The organism is Pseudoalteromonas sp. J2K-J031 (assembly GCF_058197095.2).
This window is the reverse complement of the sequence record NZ_CM200279.1, coordinates 1,921,792-1,946,340: the sequence shown is the minus strand read 5'-3', so window position 1 is coordinate 1,946,340 and position 24,549 is coordinate 1,921,792. Positions and strand designations below refer to the sequence as shown.

The following is a 24,549-nucleotide window of genomic DNA, read 5'->3' as shown; positions in this document are numbered from 1 at the left end:
TGTCTCATGATGAAATTTATTGCCATAATTTAAATGACAGGCAATGAGTTCCAATAGTGCGGCTTTTTTGATTTTACACCCGTTTGATAAATGCCAATCTAAGAAGTAATTGAAATGGAACAATTTAACCCTTGGATAGTTGTCGCTGATATTTGCCGACCGCACCGTTCAGATTTAATTAAAGCTGTATGCTTTATGCTATGCGCAACAACATTCGAACTACTTCCAGTATTCTTTTTATACCAAGTATTTCTCATTCTCTCAGGCGCTGAGCTTGGTTACCCAATCTGGTTACTAGCATTCGCGTTGCTTGGAGTTATGGTATGTAAAGTTATGTTAACTATGTGTGCTTACTACCAAAGCCATCAAGCTGCATTTAAGGCCATGACTGCGGTAAGAATGGCATTGTTAGCAACGATCACCGCTATGCCACTTACTTGGTTGATGCAACAACATCCCGCAGCGTTAAAAAAGAATGTATTACAAGATGTGGATCAGTTAGAGAATTTTATTGCCCATCATTTAGTGGAGTTATGTAGCGCATTTGCAATGCCAATTTTCACTTTTATTGTACTGGTGCTTTTAGATTGGAGATTAGCACTGATCACCGTTTTTGTTGTGCCTCTCGCATTTATTGCTAGCTATATTTTTATGCGTCATACAGAGCAAGGCTACAACCGATTTAGCCTCGCTGAGAAAGACCTTGCTACGACGGTAAGCGATTACATCAACAATATCGCAGTAATGAAAGTGTTTAAACTCGATGCACAGCGATTTGAGATCCTGAATCAAAAATTAGATCGTTACTACACAATTGTTGATGAGCTTACGACTCAAACCGTGCCGGGTTGGGTGTTATACATGGGATTACTCAGTGCGACCTTGTTATGGGTATTGCCCGCTGGAGTATGGTTATATCAGTTAGGTGAAATAGCGGCTTTGGAAGTGGTCGTTTGTTTGCTGTTATCGACAAGTATGTTAAAGCCTATTATAAAAATGAGCCGCTTTTTTATGGATGCTAATGAGTTACTTTCAGGTGTTAAGCGTATCTCACATTTGCATAAGTCAAACAATCAACAAAGTTATTTTGGCGAAACCCCAGTAAATAAGAGCAATGAGCTGCTGCATTTTATTGGTGTTGATTATAGCTACGACGGTGAAACAAACACGTTGCACAATGTTACATTTTCAATAGAGCCAAATAGCTTTAACTTGATAATAGGTCCATCGGGGCAAGGTAAGTCAACTATTGCCATGTTAGCAACAGGCTTGTTATCTCCAACAAATGGGGAAGTCGTGTTAGGCGGGATGTCTGCTCAAACGCTATCAGATCAGCAAAGAGCACAGTTACTGGCTTTAGTTTCACAGGATATCTACCTTTTTGAAGGCAGCTTAAAAGAAAACTTGTGTCTAGGCTGTACGCAGTTAGAAGAAGGAGCTTTAACTCAGGCACTTAAAGTTTCCCAGCTATCGCAATGGGTTGATAAACAAGATTTAGGATTACAACAGCCTATTTATGAAGGTGGAAAAGGACTCTCTGGCGGAGAGAAGCAACGTATTGCCTTAGCGAGGGCACTGTTAACAAAAAGCCCATTGATAGTATTAGACGAGGCGACATCGGCACTAGATAATCTAAATCATGCGAAAATTATCACTGCTCTAAAGACTTACTATCCGCAACGAACATTTTTAATGATAAGCCATAAATACGCTGGTCTTGAAAATGCTGACCAAATTTTGGTGGTGAAAGAAGGGGCTTTAATTGCATCTGGCAGCCATCTGGAATTGCTGGAAACTAATCAATACTACAAAAGTAATTGGTACTTACAAAATAATAAGCAGGCTTTAAAGTTTGAGAGTTGAGTTTAAAAGATGATAAATAATGAAGCTGTGTTAAGTATGCTCCGAGTGATCAACCATGCTGAGTTAGGTAAAAAGACGTTTTTGGTTGGTATGATATGCAGGGTCGTTGAGCGAGTGCTTGAGATCTTACCTATTGTGGTTTGCTTTTATTGGGTTAATCAAGCTGTATTTACCCCAGTTTCGTCAACAGATGGATTGTTAAATTCAGCACAAGATTATTTTTTACTTCTATTCGCTATCTTCGCAGTACAACTAATTTTTAGCTATTTTGGGCAGTTATTTAGTTTTACTGGTAGTTATCGCATTATGCAATCATATAGGATCAAGCTACTTAATAACTTAAGGCTATTACCTCTTTATTGCTTAACAAAAACCCACTCTGGAAATTTTTTAACATTATTTCAAGAAGATATGAAAAGGGTCGAAGGTATCTTTTCTCATGTTGCGTCTGATTTAGTCTCTGCGCTTGTTGCTCCCATATTGGTTTTATTAACTCTCGTCTTTTTTGCTCCTTGGTATGGGATAACGGTATTGCTAGCCATACCATTAGCCATGCTAGCTATGTATTGGACACGAAGAAAGTTTCAACAGATTATTAAAGATAAGCAACTTGCTTACCAAAAAAGCGCTAATCTACTGTCAGATTATTTAGAAGCACTAAAGACGCTGCGATTATTTGCTAGAACAACTCAGTGGTTACATAAAATTTATACTCATCTCGAAATGACCAAACAACAGTCTATGCGGCTAGAAGTGTGGGGGGCGGGGCCGGTAGTTATTTATAAGTTGTTGCTTGAACTCACTTTAGTGGTTTTTATCCTAGGGATTGCTATTCAATTTGACAGCCAGCAAGGCTTAGTTGCCAGCGTTTTGTCTCTTTTTCTTTTGAATAAACTTTTAGGTCCATTACAAGATGCAGGTGAGCATTTAACCTTATTGCGTTTGGCTGTTGAGTCGGAAAAAAAACTTGATGAGGCAATGACTATGGAGCAATTAATTGAACCGCTAGCACCTCAAATGCCATCGAGTTTTGATATTGAATTTGATAAAGTCACACTAAACCTTGATGGTAAAATATTAGTAAAAGAGGTGAGTGTTAGGTTAGAGCAAGGTACACACATAGTGGTAGTGGGGGCATCTGGGAGTGGTAAAACGACTTTATTAAATCTGATCGCGCGTTTTGCAGATCCGAGTTGTGGAACAGTGAAAGTTGGTGGTTTGTCCTTACCTGAGACGGGTACGGCTAATGTTCATGATTTAGTTACTATGGTGTTTCAAGACTTTCAATTAATTGATGCTAGTATTTTAGACAATATTTTGTTGGGAAATCCCAATGCATCGATAGATCAAGTCCATAAAGTGTGTAGACTTACCCATTGTTTGGAGTTCATTGAAAAGTTGCCCAAAGGTTTTGATACGAGAGTGGGTGCAAGAGGTACGCTGCTATCAGGTGGGCAAAGGCAGCGAATAGCGCTTGCGAGGGCTTTATTGAAGGATTCTCCTATTTTGTTATTAGATGAATTTAATTCTGCGCTGGATGCTGAGTGCCAAGAACTATTAAGTGATATTTGTAAAAAACAGTTTGCTAACAAGACGTTAATTACCGTATCACACCGTTTAAATAGCGTCATTGATGCTGACTTAATACTCGTTATGGAAAAAGGAGAGCTTAAAGAAACTGGCAAGCATGATGCGCTATTAGAAAAACAAGGTATATACCATTCGTTATGGCAGTCCCAACAATAATAGTTATTTAAGCTGCGTATAGTAAAGTGGTTACGTATTGCTCATTTATATCAAAAAAGGCAGTGAACTGCTTACCTGCTTGCAGTTCAGCTGTAAGTGATTTGACTAACTTTAGTTGTATTTTTTTTTAAAAAAAAGTCAATTTCGAGCACTTGGGCGGTGTCAAAGTCGAAATATTGTTGGACTTCGGGGTAAAGTGCTTTAAAGAGACTTTCTTTAATAGAAAATATCAATGTCACTATCAAATGTGCTGGCCTTTCTAGGACTGAAACTAGGTGATACTCAGTACTGAGCAACACTGTTTTTGTTATTTGCTGTGCAATTTTTTCAGATAAAATTGGTTCTATATCGATTCCTAGATAGCGATAAACTGATTTTTCTGTAGTTACGCAAATAGCATTATTATTGGTATGAGCAATCGAGCCTATGATATTTTCTGGCCATATTGGGGCTCGGTGAGTACCGATAGGGACTTGTGTAGTAGATACGCCATGTTGTTGTAAACAGCATTTCGCTATGTATCTTCCAGCAACAAACTCTGCTTTTCTTTTGTTAACCGCATTTTGTAATTTTGGGTCAAGTTTATGTCCTAGTAATGAAAATACAAGATTATCGTTGTAATGTTGCAAGTTAAATTGGCCTGTAAAAATAACCCCTTTGAATGAGCTCTTTTTTAGCTGTTGTACTTTCTCAATAAAGGCCACATTATTTCCTTTTGTTTTATTAGTTAGCCAAAGGAAATTATGTTTTTATTTAGTATTATATTTTTAAAAAGGTGATTTAATATCACCTTTTTAAACTCTGGTTTGTTACTTATTTGATGAGTAAGACTTCGTTAAAACGGGATATATTAAACGGTCTTCAAAATCGACCAAAGCAGACTACTACTGCTTGTAAACTCAGCCATTGTACCTGCCTTTATGTCGATATTTAAACTGTTAAATCACTAGCCGTATACGTTAATGGCTTTCAATCATTTTAGTTTCAGCATCTTCAGATGAATATGTAGAGCAGGTGTCAAAAGCATGGAACACATTCATTTCTATATCAGATAGGATCAAAAAAATGTGTTTTAGAGATTGGATTAAATAGACTTAATCTTTATGCGGATTGGTATAAGAGTGTTTGGCACGAAGGCACAAATTTGGGCACATTCAAAAGATGATTAAAATTTAATTATTTTTAACACAAAGGAAGAGTCCGGTTTTTTGATGTAATTTGAGCTAGTAGTTGAATAAATTTTAAGGAATATTTTTTAGTTTAGGCGCAAAACAAAAAAGTAAATACTATGTAAGAGTAGGAATTTATTGAAGTTTTGGTACAACCGAGTGGATTCGAACCACCGACCCCTACCATGTCAAGGTAGTGCTCTAACCAACTGAGCTACGGTTGTATTGCAGGTTTTAACTCGTAAAGAGTTGGTACGACCGAGTGGATTCGAACCACCGACCCCTACCATGTCAAGGTAGTGCTCTAACCAACTGAGCTACGGTCGTACTATTGTCAAGGACTGCCTTAACTGGTCGCTAATATATAGCGACTTGGTATGTGGATCAAGCTTGAATTTAATATTTTGATTTGTTTGCCGTTTTTTTACTCATTTTGGTGCGATTTTGCAAATATGATAAAATTTTTGCCACCATTGTACGTGTTTTTTGGCACTTGAGCTGAGCTTGCTTTGTAAGTCGGAATGGTCAGTATCCCCAACAATGTGGCGCAGCTCTGGGTGGATGAGCTGGCCATTTTTATCTTGCCACAGAATGATTAAATATGGTTTGAGTTGTTGAAACTGCCCAATTAGCTGCGCTTGATACCCTTGTAAATTTTCTAAATAAAAACGTGTAAAAATATTACTGAAAATGGCGACGTTTGGGTTGTGCTTTCCTTCTGGGCAAAACTGGGGCAGATCAATAGTACTTAACTGCTCTGTTAATTGCTCATTGAGTGATATCTGCTTTTGCATGCTGGTAATTAATTTGCTACTAAATTGTGTTTGGTTGAGTAGTTGTAAGGCATGTAATAGGTCGTTTGATTGTAATGAGCTAACATCGCTATTTTTTAAAGCAAAATCGAACTCTTTCAATAGGGTGAGGGCGCTTAAGGTATCGCTTAGGCCTGCGTGTTCATCGATGTTGATCTCTTGGCTACTTAGGTTGAACAGTCGTTTTGCTTCGGGTTCGGTTAGTAGAAAATGTTTAAATTGGGCGTAAATTGTTTGGCGCTTTTCCTCACTGACTTTAGCAAGCGTATTGATTATTTTATCGTTGTCTTTGAGTTGATTTTGGCAATCTTGGGTGTGCTGCAAAAACTCAATTTGATAAATAAGCTGCATACTTGGGAGTGCTGTTTTCCCTAATTGATTGTTATGCTTGGCAATAAGTTGGCTTAAATAACATTGGTTGATATTGGCCAGCTCCAAAAGATTAAACTGGCTGGCTGTATTTGATGTAAATGGCGGCAGTTTAATACTAATAGGGGCTGTGGCTTGCGTTGGTCCATCTGTGAACTCAAGCGTATTGTGTAGCCTTTGAATATAAGTTTCGTAGTGCTCGCTGGGTGACGGTGTGCACCCAGTGAGTATTATTATAAATAAGAGTGAGCTAATTATAGATTTCATGTTTGAGTCGCTTCACAACTGCGGCGATTAAAAGTATCGCCGCTACTGTTAATCCTACAATAATGCCTAACCAAAACCCGTGAGGGCCCATTGGTTCAACAATTAAATCTGTAATAGCCAGTACATAACCTAAACTAAACCCGATCACCCAATAAGAGAAAAAGGTAATGTATGAAATGGGTTTGGTATGTTTTAACCCTCGTAATACGCCATTGGCTGCAACTTGAAGCGCATCGGGAAGCTGGTAAAAACAGGCCAATATCAGAATCGATGAGGCCAGTAAAATAACGTGAGGATCTTCAGAGAAGATTTCACTGATGTATTCTCGGCCCATAAACGTGATACTTGCGACAATACCAGAGATACCAATGGCGAGCATAAAGCTGGTAAAAATAGCGGTTTTCATTTGGACAAAGTTTTTTTGCCCAGCTAGGTTACCCACTCGAATTGTAATGGCCATCGCAAGGCTAAGTGGCATCATAAATAATACAGTTGAGACACTTGCTGCTACTTGATGACCAGACACGACAACCGCCCCCATGCTGGCAATAAACAGTGGAATACAGGCAAATAAAGTTACTTCAAACAAGGTTGCTAATGAAATAGGTAGCCCTAATTTAAACATGGTATAAATGGCCGATAGGTCGGGTTTCATTGGGTCTTTTAATAAGAACTTACCATCGATTTTTTTACTGCAAAAAGTATAAATAACCATGCCAATCGCCATCGCCCAAAATACAATTGCAGTCGCAACACCACAGCCAGCGCCCCCGAGTGCAGGCATACCAAATTTGCCATGAATAAATATATAATTTGCCGGAATATTGACCGCAAGACCGATGATACTTATCACCAAAGCGGGTTTTGTGAGTGTTTTACCTTCGGCTACGTTACGAAAAGTACAAAATAACAAGTAAGCAGGTAAACCATATTTTACATAATCAATGTAGTCCAAACTCATGGCTGCCACAGCGGGTTCCATTTTAATATAACTGATTGGAATACTTACCCAATGAATAACGCACAGACCTATAACGGTGAGCGCAAAAGTAAGATATAGCGCTTGATGCAGTTGTTCACGGATACTGGCTTCATCATTTGCACCATGATGCTGCGCCACAATCCCAGTGAGCGCCAGTAAAATGCCTTGTAAAGTGAGCATGATTGGCACCCAAAGCCCCGTCGCAATCGATAAAGCCGCTAAATCTGTGGGACTGACTTGGCCGGCCATGATAGTATCAACCACGCCCATGAGCACTTGAATAACTTGTGCAATAAAAACAGGAATTGCTAAACGCAATAGGTATTTTGCTTCCCAGGGGCTAAATCGCATGTGTATCTTAGATATTGAAATAAAAAGAGCCGTGATTGTAATCTAAATTACCTTAGATAAGGAAAATAAAATGTTTACTGGTATTGTACAAACTAAAGCTTCAGTTGTGGCGATTACCCAAAGCGAAGGGGTTATTCGTTTGGTGCTTTCTGTACCAGGTCAATATTTAAGGCAGCTTGATATTGGCGCAAGTATCGCCGTGAATGGTTGTTGTCTAACGGTTGTTCACTATGAACTTGGTATGAAAGATGTGGTTGGGCAAGTGCATTTTGACGTTATTGACGAAACCTTGCGGTTAACAAATTTAGGACAGCTTCAACAAGGGCATCAGGTCAACTTAGAACGCTCTGTGACGTTTGGTACTGAGTTAGGTGGTCATATTGTTTCAGGTCACATTCATGCTACCGCCACTGTCGCAACGATCGAGCAGACAGGTGATAACTGTTATTTTTACCTGACATTAGACCCAAAATGGCTCAATTATATTTTGCACAAAGGATTTGTGTGTGTGAATGGTGCCAGTTTAACCGTAGGTGAAGTGACCGATGACGGTTTTTTCTTACATTTAATCCCTGAAACGCTCGGTGTGACAAACTTAGGTTTATTGAGAGAAGGAAGTTTGGTTAATATCGAAGTTGATCAACAAACTTATACGATTGTTGAAACCATTGAACGTTATATGAAACGTCATCACGGTTAATCACTCATAAAAAACACTCTATTAATCGTTAAATAGAGTGTTTTAGAGTCTATATACCTGTCGCTGCGCCTTCATCTTCGTCAAGTAGTGAACCTATAGTCATCAGAGGCCAAGCACTTGCCGCCTACGTGTCTCTTGAAAACCATTATAGATGAGAGGTTAATGTTTACTCATCATCGTTGTTAACATGAAGCTCAATGGTATGGTGTAAATCATCGATGTGCATATTAAGGTGAATAGGGTTGCAACAGGCTGAACAATCTTCATAGTAATCTTGGTCACCGCAGGTGGTGTCAACTTCAACAAATACGTGATGACCACAGTGAGGACAGCTAATTGATTGCATTTTATGGTTTTTCATAAAAACGGCTCAATTGTGTTATTTGCAATAATTAAAGTGTAGTCCAAACGGCTATTTTTACCGCTAATTTACCAATTATTATGATCAATAAGCTCTGTAATAAGTGTTTTAGCTTGGGTTAAATACATTCCTTGATAAACATTGGCTTGGTTAAGTAAGTAGTAAAGCTGATAAAACGGTTTTCTGTTGTTGGCTTGCGCTAAAACCGGATATTCGTTCTGGTAAGCCTGATAAAAAGTAGCAGGGAAAGCACCAAAAACTTCAGTCATCGCTAAATCGACTTCACGATCACCATAATAACAGGCCGCGTCAAAAACAGCGGCTTGATCACCGACAAAGCCCACATTTGCGCGCCATAAATGGCCATGCAATAACGACGGTTGAATCACATGATGATGCAATGCATGTTTGGTTAATTCTACAAATGGTTCAATTTCACAAAAGTTCAGCCCCTTTTCATGTAACAGCTGTAGCTGCCAGCCAATACGTTGTTCTGCAAAAAAAATATCCCAGCGTTTATGCCAACGATTGGTTTGAATATGTTTGCCTAAATAATTATCGTGCGGCCACCCAAACATGGCTTGCTCATGCTTTTTGTGCATTTGCGCAAGGCGGGTGCCTAATTGTGCCCAGTTATCGGTATTAAGATTGGTTAAGTTAAGCCATTCAAGCACAATAAAACTGTGATCTAATGTGACACCGGTACAAATACAATCAGGAACAAACAAGGTGCTATGCAACGTAAGTTGTGCCAAATTAATGCTTTGTGCTTCAAATTGGTCAAAATAGCTAAGCTCATTCAGTTTGACAAAAAACTGATGCTGCCCATCCGAGACCTTAAACGCTAACGTATTTTCACCCTGATTAAGCTGCTCTTTATAGGTGATAACAAAATCAATATTGAGCGTATCACTTATCTGTTTTGCAATGGTATGCCACATAGAAAGTTCACCCTAAGTCGAAGTAAAATTCAGGATTTAAGTTGACGGTTTAAAGTATGGTTAAAATTTACAAAAACGCTCAATTATTTAGTTATTTGCATGATTCATGGGGATGCTGAAGTATTGCTGCGAAACAGACGGATGGCTTGTCATCCCAGCCTTGATGGGCATACAATAGGCAGGTTTTGCTATTTGGTATCTATCAATTTAAGAGTTATTTGGAGTGTGTGTGAATAAAAGTTTAGTAACAAATTTGGTCACATTAATATTGGTTTTACTTGGCTATGTATTCAATCATGCATTGCTATTATCGGTGGGGTTATTTGCTTTATCGGGGGCCTTTACCAATTGGCTTGCAATTCATATGCTGTTTGAAAAAGTGCCTTTTTTATATGGCTCAGGTGTTATCCCTGCCAAGTTTCAAGAATTCAAAGCTGCGATAAAAAGTTTGATTATGGAACAGTTTTTTACCGAAGAAAACATCAATAAATTTATGTCTGAACAAAATGGGCAGGCTCATCATTTTGAGTTAACCCCCATTATTGAACAGGTTGATTTAACACCTGCTTTTGAGTCTTTAGTTGATGTTGTTCAAAATTCGCAATTTGGTGCCATGTTGGCCATGTTAGGTGGGCCCGAAGCGCTTGCTCCAATGAAACAGCCCTTTATTGACAAAATGAAAGCCTCAATGGTTGAAATAACTCAAACGGATAATTTCAATGAGTTACTCAAAGCGCAAATTGCCAAACCTCAGGTGATTGGTGAGTTACAGCATAAAGTAGCCACTATTATTGATGCTCGGTTACTTGAGCTCACCCCCAAAATGGTAAAAGAAATGGTGCAACTGATGATTAAAACACATTTAGGGTGGTTAGTGGTATGGGGTGGGGTATTTGGTGGTTTATTTGGTTTAGCAGCCCACCTAGTTTAACACTACCTTTATAAAGCGGTGTTAAGCTAGATGGGACGTTATGAACACTGATTTATAATGGTTTTATTTTCATACTTTTCAGTTTGTTACGTTTTTTTAGGTGAACTAATTAGCGCAAAGTAATAATTTAATAAAAAAGGTAATTGCATTTACACGCCACAACTGTAATGATAATGATTATCATTACAGTTGTGGCGTGTTGTTTATGAATAGTGAAAAGGCGTTTTATTTATATACTCAGCGAGTGCGTTATTTTAATTTAAAATCGCGTTGTCCTGAGCTGTGTGTTGCCCATTTTATTGAGGCAAGTTTGATTTTGGCGCGGTGTTATGAAAAAGAGCAGTGTTTTTTACTGCAAGAGCTGTTTTTACGCCGAACCTTCTATGATTTACTCAACAAATATTGTGATCCCTTACAAGCACAGCGCATGCGCAAACAATGCTTAGATCAAATCTACAAACCGCTTTTAGCATTAAAGCGCTTTTATTCGCGCCACGATGCAGAAAATCAAAAATATTTAAAATTAGTCCAAGAAATGCGCGTGCTGAGTCACGAATTTAACCCTTATTAAGGAATCCCATGAATAAGCCATTAACACGAACCGAACACGATAGTATGGGGGAACTTCAAGTTCCAATCGACGCCTTGTATCAAGCACAAACACAACGTGCAGTTAATAACTTTACTATTAGTTCGCTTACCATGCCGCATGCATTTATTGATGCGCTTGCGATGATTAAACTTGCCGCGGCAAAAAGTAATCATCAGTTAGGGTTATTATCTCAAGAGACAACATTGGCAATTGAGTTTGCTTGTCAGCAAATACTCGGTGGTGCGTATTATCAACATTTTCCAGTTAATGTATTTCAAACCGGATCTGGTACCAGCAGTAACATGAACGTCAACGAAGTCATCGCAACTTTAGCTTCACGCCAGCGTGGCAAAACCGTTCACCCTAATGATGATGTGAACATGGGGCAAAGCTCAAACGATGTGATCCCAACAGCGATTCAAGTAAGTGCAATGCTGTCGCTAAAGCAACAGCTCATGCCTGCAATCGGTATTTTGAAACAACAACTTGAGTTAAAGATAACCGAAATAGGTTCAGTGATAAAAACAGGCCGAACACATTTAATGGATGCAATGCCGGTGAGCTTTGCACAAACCTTAGGTGCTTGGCTGACACAAATCGAGCAAGCAGAGTATGGTATAGCCCATTCATCAGCTCAACTAAGCAAGTTAGCTCAAGGGGGCACTGCGGTTGGTTCAGGGATCAATGCCCACCCATTATTTGCCAGCACTTTTAATCAGCACATCAGCATGCTCAGCAGTGTGAATTTTACACCAAGCGACAACTTTTTTTATAACATCGGCAGTCAAGATGCCCTTGTAGCACTGTCTGGCCAGCTTAAAGTGCTCGCGGTGGCACTAACCAAAATAGCCAATGACTTACGTTGGATGAATAGCGGCCCACTTGCCGGTTTATCGGACATTAGCTTACCTGCACTACAACCAGGTTCATCTATTATGCCCGGTAAGGTTAACCCAGTTATTCCTGAAGCGGTTGCAATGGCCTGCGCCCAAGTAATTGGAAATGATACAACACTGACAATTGCGGGGCAGTCGGGTAATTTTGAGCTCAATGTAATGTTGCCAGTCATTGCTTATAACATTTTGCAAAGTATCGAACTATTAAGCGGTAGTTGTAGCTCGATTGCGAATCAAGCTATTGCGGGCTTTGTGGTCAACGAGGCGCATATTAATCAAGCTTTAAGTCGTAATCCTATTTTAGTAACCGCATTAAACCCAATAATTGGTTACGAAAAAGCCGCCAGTATTGCAAAGCATGCCTATAAAACAGGCCAAGCTATTATAGATGTCGCCGAACAACAAACAGAGTTAACCCGTGAAGAATTAACGTTATTACTCAACCCCACCTTGCTCAGTCAAGGCGGGATTTCAAAAGGCGAATCTTCATAGGTAAAAACGCTTTTGTTGGTTATGTAACCAAAGAACCTAAGCTTCAAGCCCAATTTTTCAAACTTAAACTGAGAAAAATTGGGTAAGAAACGCTAATAAAAAGAACCACACCTTACCAGTACTGTACAACCACATGATAGGTGAGATCATTACATTAACGTTAGGTGCGCTTCAGCTTAATAGTCGCTTATGCGCTCAGTATATCAATGTGCAAAAGTACTTAGTCGAGTGTATCTACTTTCGGTCGTCGCTTTGCGCTGTGCAGGGTTATTTTGGCTAACAATTCAATGGCCGCAGCAGTGGCTCATTTTGGTTCTGGGAGCATGGCGATATTGTGGTTATTGTCTGTTGCATTGTGATTTTTTACCACTGGGTACTTTTTTACCACAGAGTACACCGAAGCTTCGCTCACCGAGAAAAGCGAAGTGAGTAAAGCCAACTAAGTAATAGCTTTTTCTTTCCTCTGTGTTTCTCTAAACTCAGTGGTTAACCTTCTTTTTCATCTCCGAGGCGCTTCGCTACACCGAGCTTTTGGGGCTAGGTTGTTGGTCAATTTATTTTCCCACCCATTCTTAAAGTGTTTATTATTCTATTGTGCTTTGCGCAAAAGCAACTGACCTGACCGTTATAAATCACAACGTTATTGACTTAAAACGCTGGGCTTTTGGGGCTGTTAGCCAATACCCAAATGACCCACTTTAACTAAAATAATGGTTTCTTGTTCAACAAATGGGTGGTGCTCGCTCATGTGTGGGTTGCGCAGCCAAGTGCCGGTGGGGTAGTTGCCGTATTCGTCACAAAAGGTGCCGCTCAGTACCAAAATTTCTTCACCACCATAATGACGATGCGGTAAAAACTGCTCGCCAGCAGGCCATTTTACTAATGCGGTGTGCTCAACATCATGTTGATGTAGAGGCATCACTTGCAAGGCACCTTGGCCGGCACGCCACTGGGTGGTATGAGTATTGACTCTCACTGAACTTAAATCATCAGCTAAAAATTGATTGAGTTTTACAAACAAGGTGCACCCTTGAATGCTAAAAGGCTGATGGTGACTGCCAGGTGGATTGCGAATATAAGTGCCTGCAGGGTAGTCGCCATTTTCGTCACTGAAAACGCCGTCAAGCACAAAAATCTCTTCGCCCATTGGGTGACTGTGGGAGCTAAAATGTGAACCTGCTTCATAACGTACTATGCTGGTGGCATGGCCACTTTCGGCCGCTTCGCGTGATAAAATTTTACGCGTAACCCCAGCTAGTGGGCTTGGTTGCCAAGGCTCAAGGTGTGAGTTAATCACTATTTTTTTACGAAAGTCTAAATTAATGTGTTGCATACTTACCCTTGCTAGATTCGAATAACAATAATGGCCGCAGTGGATTATACGGCCATTATTATGTTTTATACGGTCTAACTTTGTAACGGGTTTACCCCTGTTTTTGCTTAAGTTAACACTGCGGGAGGTTAGTTGTGACCAGCCCTGTTAAATCGGCTTGTTGTAAATCGTCTTGTAGCGCCACAACCTCTGTCATAAGGCTCAATTTATCGGCAGCGGTGTTTAATTTTGCTTGATTATTACCGACAATAATTAGCTTTACTTTTTCATTGGCAAGGCGCTCTGCAGTCGCAAGTCCCATACCGCTGGTACCACAATAATAATGCATAACCTGAATGTAGAAAGTTCATCATATTACCTCAGCGGTTTGGGTTAAAACGTGGCGTTGTTTGCCGTTTAAGTGTGGTAATCTTATGCGGTTAAACCACAGTAAAAAAGTAAGCACAAATAGGTGCCCTAGGTACAAATTGGTACATCTTTATGAATAATAAAGATAAAAAATTTCAAGAATTCAAAGGCCAAGTGAAAGTACCTGCATGGTAGAAACCATTGTTGGCTGCAAATGGTCACTTACGGTTTATCAATTACTAGCGCAAGAGATTAATCGGCCGGGTGAAATGGTACGTGCTGTTGATGGGTTAACCACCAAAGTGCTTAACCAATGTTCAAAACGTAATGTTGAGTTTGGTATTCTCGATAAACAGGTGTTTGCCGAAGTGCAACCTCGGGTTGAATATCAAGAGACGCTCTTTGGTGAGCAATGTATAGTAATTCTAGCGGCTCTGAAAGACGAAAGCTAAATATAAAAAGATAATATTATTTTAAGTATTAGTTTGATAGTTTAATGATTTTACCGATTATATAATAATTTAAAGTTAGAATAATTTAAAAGGTAGTAAATTGAAAAGTACACTGTTTATAATGGGGCCAGATGATTTTGGAAGAAGCTCTTTCACTGGTGGTAATGGTTCTGTTAAAGAAGCTTCAAGAATATCGGTTGAAGGAATATTGCCAATTTATTCATACCTATTGGAAAATCAAGAAGTCAAAGCTAATAGCTCACTTTTAATCTTAGGTATTAATAAAAGTGTTCAATTAAAAAACATGGAAAAAAGCACTAATTTAGTTAACTTGGTTGGTGACGCTGATGGCAGTAAAGCTAGCTTGAATGCTATTGGTTTACTCGCGAGTCAGCCTCAAATTAATAGGGTTATTAACCACCCTGGAAATGTTTATAAAACATCTAGAGCTAATATATATAAATTATTAAGTGGTATTTCAAATGTAAAAGTAGCTAGAGTTGAAAAGTTTTATATTAAAGATATTAATGAGCTTAATAAGAATATAAAAAGTGCTGGGATGAGTTATCCTCTCATTATCCGTTTGGAAGGTTATCATAATAGTAAATATATGATGTTGATTGAGAGTGAAAATGAATTAGCAAAACTTGAAGGTTGGCTGAATGAAAATAAAGGCTTTATAGCCATAGAGTATATAGATTGTATTAATAAAACAGGGTTTTACCAAAAAGCAAGAATAGTCGTCATAGACGGTAAATTTTACCCTCAGCATTTTTTAACTTCAAATAATTGGTGTGTCGAAGGCAGTAATCGTTATAACTTAATGCTTGAAAATAAACAGTTTAGAGATGCTGAGCAACATTACTTGGAGACATTCAATACAAGTATTTTACCTCATTATAAAAAGCAGTTATCAGTTATCCATGAACGCATAGGTTTAGATATTTATGGTATTGATTGTTATTTTTCTGAAAATGGAGAGTTAGTCATTTTCGAGCTGAACGCCTGCATGGACTTGTGTTCAATGTGGTTGGGTCCAAATGGAGAATACAATTATAAAAAGCCTTTTAGAGCCGCAGTTTTTAATGCAATTATAGAGTTAATCACTAGTTAATATACAAAACACACTTTTTAAATTAATTTCTGCGGCCAACTGATTTTTATAGAAAATTATATAATATAGTTCAAATTTTATGAGTGATGGATGTTAGATAAAAACCAATTAATCACCAGCATTATTTCTGCATTAAGCCAGTTGTTGGCAATCGCTAAAGAAGGGGCTGAAAACGCCCATGCGGGTGCAATTAACGAGCAAAGTGTGGCCGAAACCCAGTACGATACGCTAGGGCTTGAGTCAGCTTATTTGGCTGAAGGTTTAGGGCGCAGAGTGGTGATGTATCATCAAGAAATTAATGTCTATCAGCAATTAGTACTGCGTGAATTTGGCCCAGATCATGCGATTAAAGTTGGGGCTTTAGTGCAGCTCGGTAATGATGAGGGGGTGGTGCAAACGCTGTTTTTTGGGCCTTGTAGCGGTGGCTTAATCATTACTTTAGCTGGGCAAAAAGTGACGGTGATCACCCCAAGTGCGCCTTTAGGTGCCGCCCTTATTGGCAAATATTTAGATGATGAGGTGACCATTATAGTGGCTGGTAAAAAACAAACCTGGTCTATCGACAAAGTGTACTAATCTAATTTCTGCTATTACATTTTCTTTTTAAATAAATGAGTTTGTTACGTTGAAAAGTTTACTCTGCTTGCCCGTTTTTAGCGGGATAGATGAGTGCTTGAAACAAATTATTGCACTTTAGTTAACATTTTAATCGTAAAGCGATTATAAAATATCACTTGCTGTGGTTAGATAATTAAATGTTGGCTTTCGAAAAAAAGCCTAGCTAGAGAGTGATGTTAATTAAGGCGTTAATTTAAGATGTTAAGCCAAAATAGTCAGGCATCGCTTACCGCTAGTGCAAATAATACAACCGAGTTTTTTACTAAAGCGTATCTTAACAAGCGTCTATTTCAGCAATGTCTATCTTTATGAAAGTATTGAGTCTTTGTTCATTGCGTAAAACCATAACAATAAGGAACTAAAATGAAAAAATTAACCTCATTAGCACTGTGTAGTTTGCTTGCAAGTGCCACACTTGCAGCTACCACAGTGTGCGCTGCACCCGTAAGTGACGTGGTGCAAAGTGATATTCGTAGTGCCAGCAACAAAGCACGTGATGAGTTTCGTAACCCACAACAAACACTGAATTTTTTTGGTGTTGAAGATACCATGACAGTTGTTGAAATTTGGCCAGGCGGTGGGTGGTATAGCGAAATCTTAGCCCCTATGCTGGCCGATAAAGGCGTATTTTACGCAGCGCATTTTCCATCAGGTACTGATGTTGAATACTTCAATAAAAATTTACCTAAGTATCAGGCCAAATTAGCTAATACCAAAGGCATGGAAAAAACCAAATTAACGGGTTTTCATCCAAAATATACTACTGAGCTTGCGCCTGCCGGCAGCGCCGATGCGGTATTGACCTTTCGTAATTTGCACAATTTTTATATGAATGGTGATGATGCCCTTAAAACGACTCTTGCAGCAGCGTTTACTGCGCTTAAACCTGGTGGTATTTTTGGGGTGGTTGATCATCGTTTACCCGAAAACCTTGATGCAGAGCAATATCGTCCATCGGGTTATATTAAGCAAAGTATAGTGATCAGCATGGCCAAAGCCGCGGGTTTTGAATTAGTTGCCGAATCAGCCGTTAATGCAAACCCACTTGATAACGCACAGCATGAAAAAGGCGTGTGGACGCTTGCGCCAACATTTGCATTAGGTGATAAAGACCGTGCTAAATATGCCACACTGGGTGAATCAGACCGTATGACATTAAAGTTTGTAAAACCAAAAACAATGTAATAATTGGGTTTGATAAAAAAGGGAAATCAGCTGATTTCCCTTTTTATTGCGGTTTGTTTAAACACGAGTTACGGCATTAACATCTGTTCGCTTTGGTCAATGTCAGCTTTTAACGAGTAGTGATTAATATCTAGGCCAAATAATTGCGGTAAAGTCGCAGAAATACAAATCGACGACAACGTGCCGACCACAATTCCGGTGAACAACGCCAGTGAAAATCCAGCAAGTGGCGGACCCGCTAATAGCCAAATTGAGGCAATGGTCGCAAGCGTCGTGCCAGAGGTAATTAAGGTACGGCTTAGTGTTGATGTAATGGCATCATTGATGGCGCAGCCTAATGGATCAACTTCGGCACGAGGTAAATTAGCGCGCATCAGTTCACGTAAACGGTCGGCTACAATAATTGAATCATTTAATGAGTAACCGATAATGGCTAAAATACTGGCCAGTACCGTTAAATCAAATTCAATCTGTAACCACGCAAATAAACCCAAAACCAATAAAATATCGTGAAACAATGCGGCTACCGCACCCACCGCTAAGCGCCATTCAAAGCGTAGCGCTAAATAAATGAGTACCATTAAAATGGCACTTAACATGGCCATTCCACCTTGGTCTAGCAACTCTGCGCCTACTTGCGCACCAATAAAATTGGCTTCTAATAAAGTAAGCTTTCCGTTGTAAGTATCGTTGAGTGTGCTAAACCATTGCTGATTTGCTTCGCCTGCGGCGTCTAGGTTTTGTCTGATCACAAAATGATGCTGATCAGCAGTGCTGACTTTTAGACCTTGTGCTTGTTCTTGACCTAAGAGCGCAGTAATTGCAGTGCGGACTTCGGGTACGCTGAGCGATTGCTGCGACTGAAACTCAGTAATATAACCGCCATTAAATTCAATACTAAAGTTAAGGCCGTTTTTCACTAAGCCTAGGGTTGAAGCTACCATTAAAAATAAAGATAAAAACAATCCATAAAACCGTAATTTGGTTACCAGAGGGCGAGTTGATAAAAGGGATAAAAACATGATTAAACTCCTGAAGCCATGCGGGGTTGACGTGGGCGATAGACTAAATAACTTAGTGCTTTGGCAACAAAAACGCCCGTAAACATACTGGTTAAAATGCCCAATCCTAAGGTGAGGGCAAAGCCTTTAATTGGGCCATAACCAATTGAATATAAGATAACGGCAGTTAATAAGGTGGTGATGTTGGCATCAACGATTGAATGAAATGCCTTGTTGTAACCCGCCTCTAACGCCATCATGGGGCTGCGACCTAAGGCGCGTTCTTCTTTTATCCGTTCAAAAATAATCACGTTGGTATCAACCGCCATTCCTATGGTCAGCACCAAACCGGCAATGCCGGGTAAGGTGAGTACTGCGCCGGGTAATAACGACATCAAACCAATTAGGCAAATTAAATTGAGTAATAATACGGTATTGGCAACCATGCCCAAACGGCGATACCACAGCGCCATAAAAGCAAACGTAATGGCAATACCGAGCGCTAAAGCGGCAAAACCGTTTTCAATATTGGCTTTACCTAGGCTTGGGCCAATGGTTTGCTGATGTACTATGGTCACGGGGGCGATTAACGAACCCGCGCGCAGCAATAATGCAAGTTCTTGCGCTGCTTGTGGGCTTTGCATATTGGTGATGCTAAAACGTGCACCTAACGCCGAGTTGATGGTGGCAACATTAATCACTTTGCTTTTTTTAACACTGTTGCCATTGGCATCTTTAAAATATTCCGAAAACACGGTGGCCATAGGATTGCCAATATTGTGTTTTGAAAACTCAGCCATTAACTTTCCGCCTTGAGCATCTAATTGCAATTGCACCGCAGGTTTGCCCATTTCATCGCGACTCGATTGCGCGCCTTTGATGTATTGCCCTGATAAAATAACCTTAGGATTGAGAGAAATACTGCTGCCATCTTCCATGGTAAAGCGTTTACCACCGATTTCTTGCAGGGCATGAAAATCAAGGGATGCAGTTGCACCAATAATGCGTTTTGCAGCGGTTGGGTCTTGCACGCCGGGTAGTTCAACGCGAATTTTATTGCTGCCTTGGCGCTGTGTCACGGCTTCGGTAATACCCAGTTCACTGATCCGGCCACGCAGTGTGCTAATTGCTTGCAACATAACTTGTTGGTGAAAAGTTTGAATGGCATCGGGTGTAAAAAATAAAATCACCGATTGCTCAGTTTGTTTTGCACTAAGCCCGCTAAAGGTGTGTTTAAGCTCGTTGATCACAGTATCGATTGCTTTTGTTTGCGCATTAAAGCGCAAGCTTACATTACCTTCTTGAGGGTTTTTATCGTTTAGAGTGAGTATTGAGCCACGAATTTTTTCATTGCGAAGGAGTGATTTAGCTTGTTGCTCAACACTTTGCAGTTGTTCTCGCAATGCTTGCGTGGTATCAACTTCAAGTACAAACAATACGCCCCCATTTAAATCAAGCCCTAACTTAATAGGGGCAAGGCCCAGCGCTTGTAACCAGTGTGGACTCGTGGCTTGGCTCACAATTTTGCTCGTAAATTGTGTTGCGTAGGTGTGCTGCAACCAGTTCAGTGCTGCTGCATTTTGGCTTGGTTCAGCGAGTAGAAATTCAATACTTTGGGTATTTTGTTTGGCACGATTAACCGTATAACCTTGCTGTTCCAGTGCGGTTTTAATCGCCATTGGGGATGTTATTTCGGATATTCTATCACTCTTTAATTGATTATTAAGCGCGCTTATCACTAAGGTATTTTGTTCTGGGTATAAATTGGGCAGGGCGCATATCGCCATCACCACTAACGTAAAAATCATCATTAATGTTGGTACTAAGCGGGCTTTTTTAGCTGGCTGTGGGCGCGGCAAATTGGCCTGTTGGGTAAGCCCAGTGGTATTTTTTATGTTCATAATATATCTCTTTGAAACGCTAACCTGTGCTGCGCGGTCACTAAAAACTCACAGTAAATACGACAGGCTAAACACGATTAATTGGGCCTAAATAACAATAAGTAGGCATAAAAATTAATTAAAAAGAGAATGTTAGACGAAGTGGCGATTGCAACCACAGTATTGAAGATTTGACTCTTGCCAACCACTAATGCGTGATTTTGCCGAGCTATAAATATGAATAAACCACAGTGCAATAGGTTTATGGCTAATGAGGTTGAGCATAGCAACAAGGCTAAATACCCAAATAAAAAACTCAATTATTAACCAGTAAACCGGATTTGTTTGGTTAGCATGCAAAAATAGCGAAGGGTTTGTAGGGTTTACAAAAGGCGCAAGGGTAAAGGTATGTTGCTCATCACTAAAATCAACAGCAAAATGTTTGCTGATTTTTTGATTCAGTTGCAACTGTGGTAATGCTTCGCTGTGTTTATAGTTGCTATGCAATTGGCTGGCAAAATCAGCGCTAAAAGCATGTTGAAGGGGCGTCCGATCGCTTGCTTGCTCACTAAAGAACAAGGCTATTACTACCAACATCATCGCGATTGTTTGCCAAACTGCTTTCATATCAACCTAATTAAACACAACAGAGGTGTTTTTTGTACATGTGTAATGTAGATAAACAATGTACATAAAAGATGGAGGCAGTTTACAAAAATTCAATGCGATAGCAAGTAAATTATTGACCATAGAACAAGTATTTATTCGAGTTCTCGTTGTTGTAAACGGAACTCGAATAAAAGCAGGTTACTTATTGCTGTAAAATAAAGTCAAGCCCGCTGGTGATCACCATGACTTGCGCCGCAATACATTCTTCTGGTGTGGCCGTTGCGCTATCTGGGTAGACTTCGGTGGTGGTCTTATACATTGCATTGCTTAAACCACCGCATAAGCCCAGCTTAGTTTTGGCGTAATTAATCACACCCAATTGTTCAAGTGGCGCGCCAATAATTTCACCGTTTTCGTCAGCAGGGGCAATGTGCGTAACTGTCGCAACGGCTTTAATAATGGCCGCTTGAAACTCAGCTTGTGGATTTTCGCTATCGCCAACTAAATAAAAACCATCAGGAATATTCCAGTTATCATGGGTTTGTGCATCACGCGCAGCAAGGGCAGGGCGAAATTCAGTATTATCGGAGTCGGTTGTTTCGTGTAAATCAAAATGCGCAACAACCTCAACCCCTAATTCGCTCACCATTTTCAGTAGCGCAGCCGACTCTTGCGCTGGGCTATTGACATAAAACGAGCGATTTGGGTCCGTGGCTGTTGGGTTCCAACGATTGATGGTTTCATAACCCCAAGGGCTAACGCAGGGTGCAATCACTAAATTAAAAGCATGGCTATACTGCGCCGCAGCGGTTTTGGCAAACGCGAGCGCACCATGCACGCCACTGGTCTCGTAGCCATGCACACCACCGGTGACTAATACAGTGGGTTTATCGGCTTGCCAGCTTTTTGGTTTGAGCACAAATAACGGATATTCGGTGGTGGCAGGCGCAAGCTCTGGGTACAGCAACTGACCATATTGTTCGACCGAAAACTCACTGCGCAAAGCATCTATTTGACTCACCACATCAGCAAAATAACTACGTTTAACCGCTTGTAACGCTAACCATTGTTGCTTTTCGCTATCGCCCCATTTCACACCAGAAGTGCCAATTGTCGAAACTTGAGTCATGTATTTGCCTTTGAATTAATTGATGAATTGGAAAAGAAAAAAGATTCAAGCGTCTAGCTTAAAGGTGCAATAAGCATTAGGCAATGCCAGTGGGTTATTTGGTATAAAATCTGCGATGGTTGATTCGTGTAGGTGCAGCCTGCTTGCGAAGGCGATAGAAGTACGGCAGGTTTTCTTTAAGATAAATCAAATTATTTAACCAAAGGCAAAAAGCAAGGCGCGACCTTATTGATTTCATTGAAACCGCAAGGAAACCCAATCTAAAACCTCAACTTAAAACAGACTAAGCGATTGAATCAAAATAGGAACTAAGTTATGGTTCGTTGATAAATAAAAATAAATTTAAAACGAGTAAATATTCAGGCTCGTTACACGCTTAAAACATAAAGGAGTAATGTTTGAGATTCATATTCGTAGATGCTGAAAATATTGGTCTAAAGGAAGCGGAAGCTATCAGTGCATCTATTTCTGATAAAGTTTTTGTTTTTTCCAAAAATGATTCGGTAAAGGAACTTTGTGAGAGAAAACTATTTCTTTATATCTCAAGCTATCCAGCGGGTTCCAATCAAGCTGATTTTTACATTATTGGCAACTTAGTAGGAATGATTGCATCTCTTACAGAGCAGCAGCGAGAGATTTGTCATTTTATTCTGTATTCACAAGATAACTCGCTTGTTACAGCTTTCGCATTTCAATGCAAACTCCACAAAATAAAACATAGCATTGCTCTGGAGCCTAAAGCCCAGGTTCAAGCTGAACCGAAACCACAGGCTTTAGAGCCAAAGAAAGTTGTGGAAAACCTTGAGCAAAGGATTTATGAGCAGTTCAAAACAGAACAAACTACAGAATCTGTTCGTAAGAAGCTTAACCAGTCAAAATCAAATTTCACAAAGGCGCTTAATGCTTTAATCGAAGCAAATAAAATTCAGCGGGTCTCAAAAAGTAAAAAAACATGGGTTCGTGCAAATCGCATTTAACACATATAGAGACTTTCTTAGTGCGATCTTATCGCTGCCTAACGTTTTTCATTCCTTTAAAAGTTGCAACTAAATGGGTTTAAGAGTTAGAGCGATGCAGGAAACCAAAGCCGAGACATTTATCGGTTAACACTAAGATGACTCGGTATTATCAAACTATTCAAGTCAGAGGTGTTTTTGCACCTTTAGTTTCAAGCACATTTTATAATCACCGTGACCTTTTGCTTTTTACACAGTAAAGCCTTTGTAAAATAAAGGGTATTCGGTTTAACGCATGAATTGGCGCGTTAATCGATTTGTTAATTTATTTGATCAGAGTATTGTTACACTGCGTATCTATAAGAATAAATAGTGTAAATACTGGGTAATAGATTTGCCCAATATTTTGCTTCATTAACAAATTTAGGTGATGTTTTGAAATTGCGAGCTCTTTTACTCAATCTGCATGTGGTTGTACTTTTGGTCTGTGTTAATGCGCAGGCTGCGAATGTTATTGTAGACACGGTCTCGATGGAGCGCAGTGAACAAACGGTTCAGGCTGTGGGTAATGCGCAGGCGTCAAAATCGGTGGTTATTTATCCAGCGGTGAGCGACAAAGTAACCGCGGTACATTTTAAACCCGGTGAAACGGTTGTCCAAGGACAGTTATTGCTCGAACTGGACTCGCGTCGTCAACAAGCCGCTTTGGCTGAGTCGCAAATACGATTGGCTGATGCGCTTCGTACTTATAATCGTTTAAAAGAAAGTCACGCGAAAGGCGCTGTGCCTCAGAGCGATCTTGATGATGCTAAAACAGTATACGAATTGGCTAAAGTGGTGGTGATGCAAGCTGAGACTGAACTTGAAGACCGCCATGTATTGGCGCCTTTTGCCGGTGTTATGGGGTTAACTGATGTTGAAGTGGGTGATCGTATTACCACACAAACCGTGATTGCTACTATTGATGATATTAATCATTTATTTATAAATTTTAATGCTCCGGAAAACGCAATTTCGATGTTAAAAAATAATGCTCTGATTGAAGTGCGCACGTGGCAAAATGAGCAGGTAATTGAGGCATCAATTGCCCATATGGATTCGCGAATTGACCCTCAAACCCGTACCCTTCGTACTCAAGCGAGTGTCGATAATAGCCAAGGTGAGTTTACACCGGGCATGAGCTTTAGTGTCTACATTAAAGTGCAAGGCGAGGCGTATGCTGCAGTGCCTGAAGCTGCCTTATTATGGGGGGCAACTGGCCCCTACGTGTGGAAAAGTGTTGATAACAAAGCCACGCGGGTTGATGTAAAAATAGAACAACGTTTGGCTGGGCGCTTACTTGTCGCTGGGGATTTACATGCCAATGACTTATTAGTGGTTGAAGGGGTGCAACGTTTACGCCCTAATCAAGAGCTTACTTTTTCGTCGCCTGTTATTACGGCTAAGGACTAA

General features: G+C 39.9%; 22 protein-coding genes, 2 tRNA genes and 1 pseudogene. 12 read left to right on the top strand and 13 right to left on the bottom strand.

What is annotated here, in order from left to right:
• The first annotated feature begins 114 nt into the window (after window positions 1-114).
• Both AC3KZC_RS08835 and AC3KZC_RS08830 read left to right on the top strand, forming a co-directional pair.
• A complete protein-coding gene (locus tag AC3KZC_RS08835) occupies window positions 115-1,863 on the top strand; it encodes an ABC transporter ATP-binding protein (protein WP_490577420.1) in 1,749 nt (582 codons plus the stop codon).
• Window positions 1,864-1,899: 36 nt separating this feature from the next.
• Window positions 1,900-3,609, top strand: a complete 1,710-nt coding sequence (locus tag AC3KZC_RS08830; RefSeq protein ID WP_490577419.1) for an ABC transporter ATP-binding protein — start codon at window positions 1,900-1,902, stop codon at window positions 3,607-3,609.
• 86 nt (window positions 3,610-3,695) lie between these two features.
• Here AC3KZC_RS08830 and AC3KZC_RS08825 read toward each other — a convergent pair whose 3' ends face one another.
• From AC3KZC_RS08825 to AC3KZC_RS08805, 5 genes are all read right to left on the bottom strand, one after another.
• Window positions 3,696-4,313: a 4'-phosphopantetheinyl transferase family protein gene (locus AC3KZC_RS08825; protein ID WP_490577418.1), complete on the bottom strand. Its 618-nt coding sequence runs from the start codon at window positions 4,311-4,313 to the stop codon at window positions 3,696-3,698.
• Window positions 4,314-4,925: 612 nt separating this feature from the next.
• Window positions 4,926-5,002: transfer RNA gene (locus tag AC3KZC_RS08820), tRNA-Val, on the bottom strand.
• Between the two features lie 26 nt (window positions 5,003-5,028).
• A tRNA-Val gene (locus tag AC3KZC_RS08815) sits at window positions 5,029-5,105 on the bottom strand.
• Between the two features lie 101 nt (window positions 5,106-5,206).
• Entirely contained in the window at window positions 5,207-6,226 is a 1,020-nt protein-coding gene (locus AC3KZC_RS08810; RefSeq protein ID WP_490577417.1) for a DUF3080 family protein, read from the bottom strand.
• Window positions 6,210-7,559, bottom strand: a complete 1,350-nt coding sequence (locus tag AC3KZC_RS08805; RefSeq protein ID WP_490577416.1) for an MATE family efflux transporter — start codon at window positions 7,557-7,559, stop codon at window positions 6,210-6,212. The genes AC3KZC_RS08810 and AC3KZC_RS08805 overlap by 17 nt, the downstream gene beginning before the upstream one ends.
• A 70-nt stretch (window positions 7,560-7,629) precedes the next feature.
• Between AC3KZC_RS08805 and AC3KZC_RS08800 the strand changes: the two genes are divergently transcribed.
• Window positions 7,630-8,259, top strand: a complete 630-nt coding sequence (locus tag AC3KZC_RS08800; RefSeq protein ID WP_490577415.1) for a riboflavin synthase subunit alpha — start codon at window positions 7,630-7,632, stop codon at window positions 8,257-8,259.
• Window positions 8,260-8,425: 166 nt separating this feature from the next.
• Here AC3KZC_RS08800 and AC3KZC_RS08795 read toward each other — a convergent pair whose 3' ends face one another.
• Together AC3KZC_RS08795 and AC3KZC_RS08790 are read right to left on the bottom strand one after the other, a co-directional pair.
• Window positions 8,426-8,620, bottom strand: coding sequence for a CPXCG motif-containing cysteine-rich protein (locus AC3KZC_RS08795; protein ID WP_490577414.1), 195 nt, complete (start codon window positions 8,618-8,620; stop codon window positions 8,426-8,428).
• 68 nt (window positions 8,621-8,688) lie between these two features.
• Entirely contained in the window at window positions 8,689-9,561 is an 873-nt protein-coding gene (locus AC3KZC_RS08790; protein WP_490577413.1) for a fructosamine kinase family protein, read from the bottom strand.
• A gap of 229 nt (window positions 9,562-9,790) precedes the next feature.
• Here AC3KZC_RS08790 and AC3KZC_RS08785 point away from each other — a divergent pair, with 229 nt between their 5' ends.
• The 3 genes from AC3KZC_RS08785 (at window position 9,791) to AC3KZC_RS08775 (ending at window position 12,472) form a co-directional block, all read left to right on the top strand.
• Window positions 9,791-10,492, top strand: a complete 702-nt coding sequence (locus AC3KZC_RS08785; protein WP_490577412.1) for a DUF445 domain-containing protein — start codon at window positions 9,791-9,793, stop codon at window positions 10,490-10,492.
• A 205-nt stretch (window positions 10,493-10,697) separates the two neighbouring features.
• Entirely contained in the window at window positions 10,698-11,063 is a 366-nt protein-coding gene (locus AC3KZC_RS08780) for a hypothetical protein (RefSeq protein ID WP_490577411.1), read from the top strand.
• 8 nt (window positions 11,064-11,071) lie between these two features.
• Window positions 11,072-12,472 carry a class II fumarate hydratase gene (locus AC3KZC_RS08775; RefSeq protein WP_490577410.1) on the top strand — a complete coding sequence of 467 codons (1,401 nt, stop codon included), beginning with the start codon at window positions 11,072-11,074 and terminating at the stop codon, window positions 12,470-12,472.
• 673 nt (window positions 12,473-13,145) lie between these two features.
• Here AC3KZC_RS08775 and AC3KZC_RS08770 read toward each other — a convergent pair.
• Together AC3KZC_RS08770 and AC3KZC_RS08765 are read right to left on the bottom strand one after the other, a co-directional pair.
• On the bottom strand, window positions 13,146-13,805 hold the full coding sequence (locus AC3KZC_RS08770) for a cupin domain-containing protein (protein ID WP_490577409.1): 660 nt from the start codon (window positions 13,803-13,805) through the stop codon (window positions 13,146-13,148).
• Between the two features lie 112 nt (window positions 13,806-13,917).
• Window positions 13,918-14,106, bottom strand: a complete 189-nt coding sequence (locus AC3KZC_RS08765) for a Rossmann-fold NAD(P)-binding domain-containing protein (protein WP_490577408.1) — start codon at window positions 14,104-14,106, stop codon at window positions 13,918-13,920.
• Window positions 14,107-14,285: 179 nt separating this feature from the next.
• Between AC3KZC_RS08765 and AC3KZC_RS08760 the strand changes: the two are divergent.
• From AC3KZC_RS08760 to AC3KZC_RS08745, 4 genes and pseudogenes are all read left to right on the top strand, one after another.
• Window positions 14,286-14,605, top strand: a pseudogene (locus AC3KZC_RS08760) (winged helix-turn-helix transcriptional regulator).
• Window positions 14,606-14,705: 100 nt separating this feature from the next.
• Window positions 14,706-15,719, top strand: a complete 1,014-nt coding sequence (locus AC3KZC_RS08755) for a hypothetical protein (RefSeq protein WP_490577407.1) — start codon at window positions 14,706-14,708, stop codon at window positions 15,717-15,719.
• A 90-nt stretch (window positions 15,720-15,809) separates the two neighbouring features.
• On the top strand, window positions 15,810-16,295 hold the full coding sequence (locus tag AC3KZC_RS08750) for a hypothetical protein (RefSeq protein ID WP_490577406.1): 486 nt from the start codon (window positions 15,810-15,812) through the stop codon (window positions 16,293-16,295).
• A 405-nt stretch (window positions 16,296-16,700) separates the two neighbouring features.
• The gene (locus AC3KZC_RS08745; RefSeq protein WP_490577405.1) at window positions 16,701-17,522 is read left to right on the top strand and encodes a class I SAM-dependent methyltransferase; all 822 of its coding nucleotides are present in this window, start codon (window positions 16,701-16,703) and stop codon (window positions 17,520-17,522) included.
• Between the two features lie 68 nt (window positions 17,523-17,590).
• On the opposite strand, the gene secF is transcribed toward AC3KZC_RS08745, so the two are convergent.
• The 4 genes from secF to AC3KZC_RS08725 form a co-directional block, all read right to left on the bottom strand.
• Window positions 17,591-18,544 (bottom strand): protein translocase subunit SecF, encoded by a 954-nt coding sequence (gene secF / locus AC3KZC_RS08740; RefSeq protein WP_490577404.1) that lies wholly within the window; start codon window positions 18,542-18,544, stop codon window positions 17,591-17,593.
• 2 nt (window positions 18,545-18,546) lie between these two features.
• The gene (secD, locus tag AC3KZC_RS08735) at window positions 18,547-20,334 is read right to left on the bottom strand and encodes a protein translocase subunit SecD (protein ID WP_490577505.1); all 1,788 of its coding nucleotides are present in this window, start codon (window positions 20,332-20,334) and stop codon (window positions 18,547-18,549) included.
• A gap of 222 nt (window positions 20,335-20,556) precedes the next feature.
• Window positions 20,557-21,030 (bottom strand): hypothetical protein, encoded by a 474-nt coding sequence (locus AC3KZC_RS08730; protein WP_490577403.1) that lies wholly within the window; start codon window positions 21,028-21,030, stop codon window positions 20,557-20,559.
• Window positions 21,031-21,214: 184 nt separating this feature from the next.
• Window positions 21,215-22,141, bottom strand: a complete 927-nt coding sequence (locus AC3KZC_RS08725) for a M14 family metallopeptidase (protein ID WP_490577402.1) — start codon at window positions 22,139-22,141, stop codon at window positions 21,215-21,217.
• Between the two features lie 398 nt (window positions 22,142-22,539).
• Between AC3KZC_RS08725 and AC3KZC_RS08720 the strand changes: the two genes are divergently transcribed.
• Both AC3KZC_RS08720 and AC3KZC_RS08715 read left to right on the top strand, forming a co-directional pair.
• Window positions 22,540-23,118 (top strand): hypothetical protein, encoded by a 579-nt coding sequence (locus AC3KZC_RS08720; protein WP_490577401.1) that lies wholly within the window; start codon window positions 22,540-22,542, stop codon window positions 23,116-23,118.
• A 414-nt stretch (window positions 23,119-23,532) separates the two neighbouring features.
• Entirely contained in the window at window positions 23,533-24,549 is a 1,017-nt protein-coding gene (locus tag AC3KZC_RS08715; protein ID WP_490577400.1) for an efflux RND transporter periplasmic adaptor subunit, read from the top strand.

Coding starts and splice junctions, on each gene's coding strand:
- AC3KZC_RS08835 (WP_490577420.1), top strand. CDS start 115: ATGGAACAATTTAACCCTTGGATAGTTGTCGCTGATATTTGCCGACCG.
- AC3KZC_RS08830 (WP_490577419.1), top strand. CDS start 1,900: ATGCTCCGAGTGATCAACCATGCTGAGTTAGGTAAAAAGACGTTTTTG.
- AC3KZC_RS08810 (WP_490577417.1), bottom strand. CDS start 6,226: ATGAAATCTATAATTAGCTCACTCTTATTTATAATAATACTCACTGGG.
- AC3KZC_RS08805 (WP_490577416.1), bottom strand. CDS start 7,559: ATGCGATTTAGCCCCTGGGAAGCAAAATACCTATTGCGTTTAGCAATT.
- AC3KZC_RS08800 (WP_490577415.1), top strand. CDS start 7,630: ATGTTTACTGGTATTGTACAAACTAAAGCTTCAGTTGTGGCGATTACC.
- AC3KZC_RS08795 (WP_490577414.1), bottom strand. CDS start 8,620: ATGAAAAACCATAAAATGCAATCAATTAGCTGTCCTCACTGTGGTCAT.
- AC3KZC_RS08790 (WP_490577413.1), bottom strand. CDS start 9,561: ATGTGGCATACCATTGCAAAACAGATAAGTGATACGCTCAATATTGAT.
- AC3KZC_RS08780 (WP_490577411.1), top strand. CDS start 10,698: ATGAATAGTGAAAAGGCGTTTTATTTATATACTCAGCGAGTGCGTTAT.
- AC3KZC_RS08775 (WP_490577410.1), top strand. CDS start 11,072: ATGAATAAGCCATTAACACGAACCGAACACGATAGTATGGGGGAACTT.
- AC3KZC_RS08770 (WP_490577409.1), bottom strand. CDS start 13,805: ATGCAACACATTAATTTAGACTTTCGTAAAAAAATAGTGATTAACTCA.
- AC3KZC_RS08765 (WP_490577408.1), bottom strand. CDS start 14,106: ATGGGACTTGCGACTGCAGAGCGCCTTGCCAATGAAAAAGTAAAGCTA.
- AC3KZC_RS08750 (WP_490577406.1), top strand. CDS start 15,810: ATGTTAGATAAAAACCAATTAATCACCAGCATTATTTCTGCATTAAGC.
- AC3KZC_RS08745 (WP_490577405.1), top strand. CDS start 16,701: ATGAAAAAATTAACCTCATTAGCACTGTGTAGTTTGCTTGCAAGTGCC.
- secF (WP_490577404.1), bottom strand. CDS start 18,544: ATGTTTTTATCCCTTTTATCAACTCGCCCTCTGGTAACCAAATTACGG.
- secD (WP_490577505.1), bottom strand. CDS start 20,334: ATGATGATTTTTACGTTAGTGGTGATGGCGATATGCGCCCTGCCCAAT.
- AC3KZC_RS08730 (WP_490577403.1), bottom strand. CDS start 21,030: ATGAAAGCAGTTTGGCAAACAATCGCGATGATGTTGGTAGTAATAGCC.
- AC3KZC_RS08725 (WP_490577402.1), bottom strand. CDS start 22,141: ATGACTCAAGTTTCGACAATTGGCACTTCTGGTGTGAAATGGGGCGAT.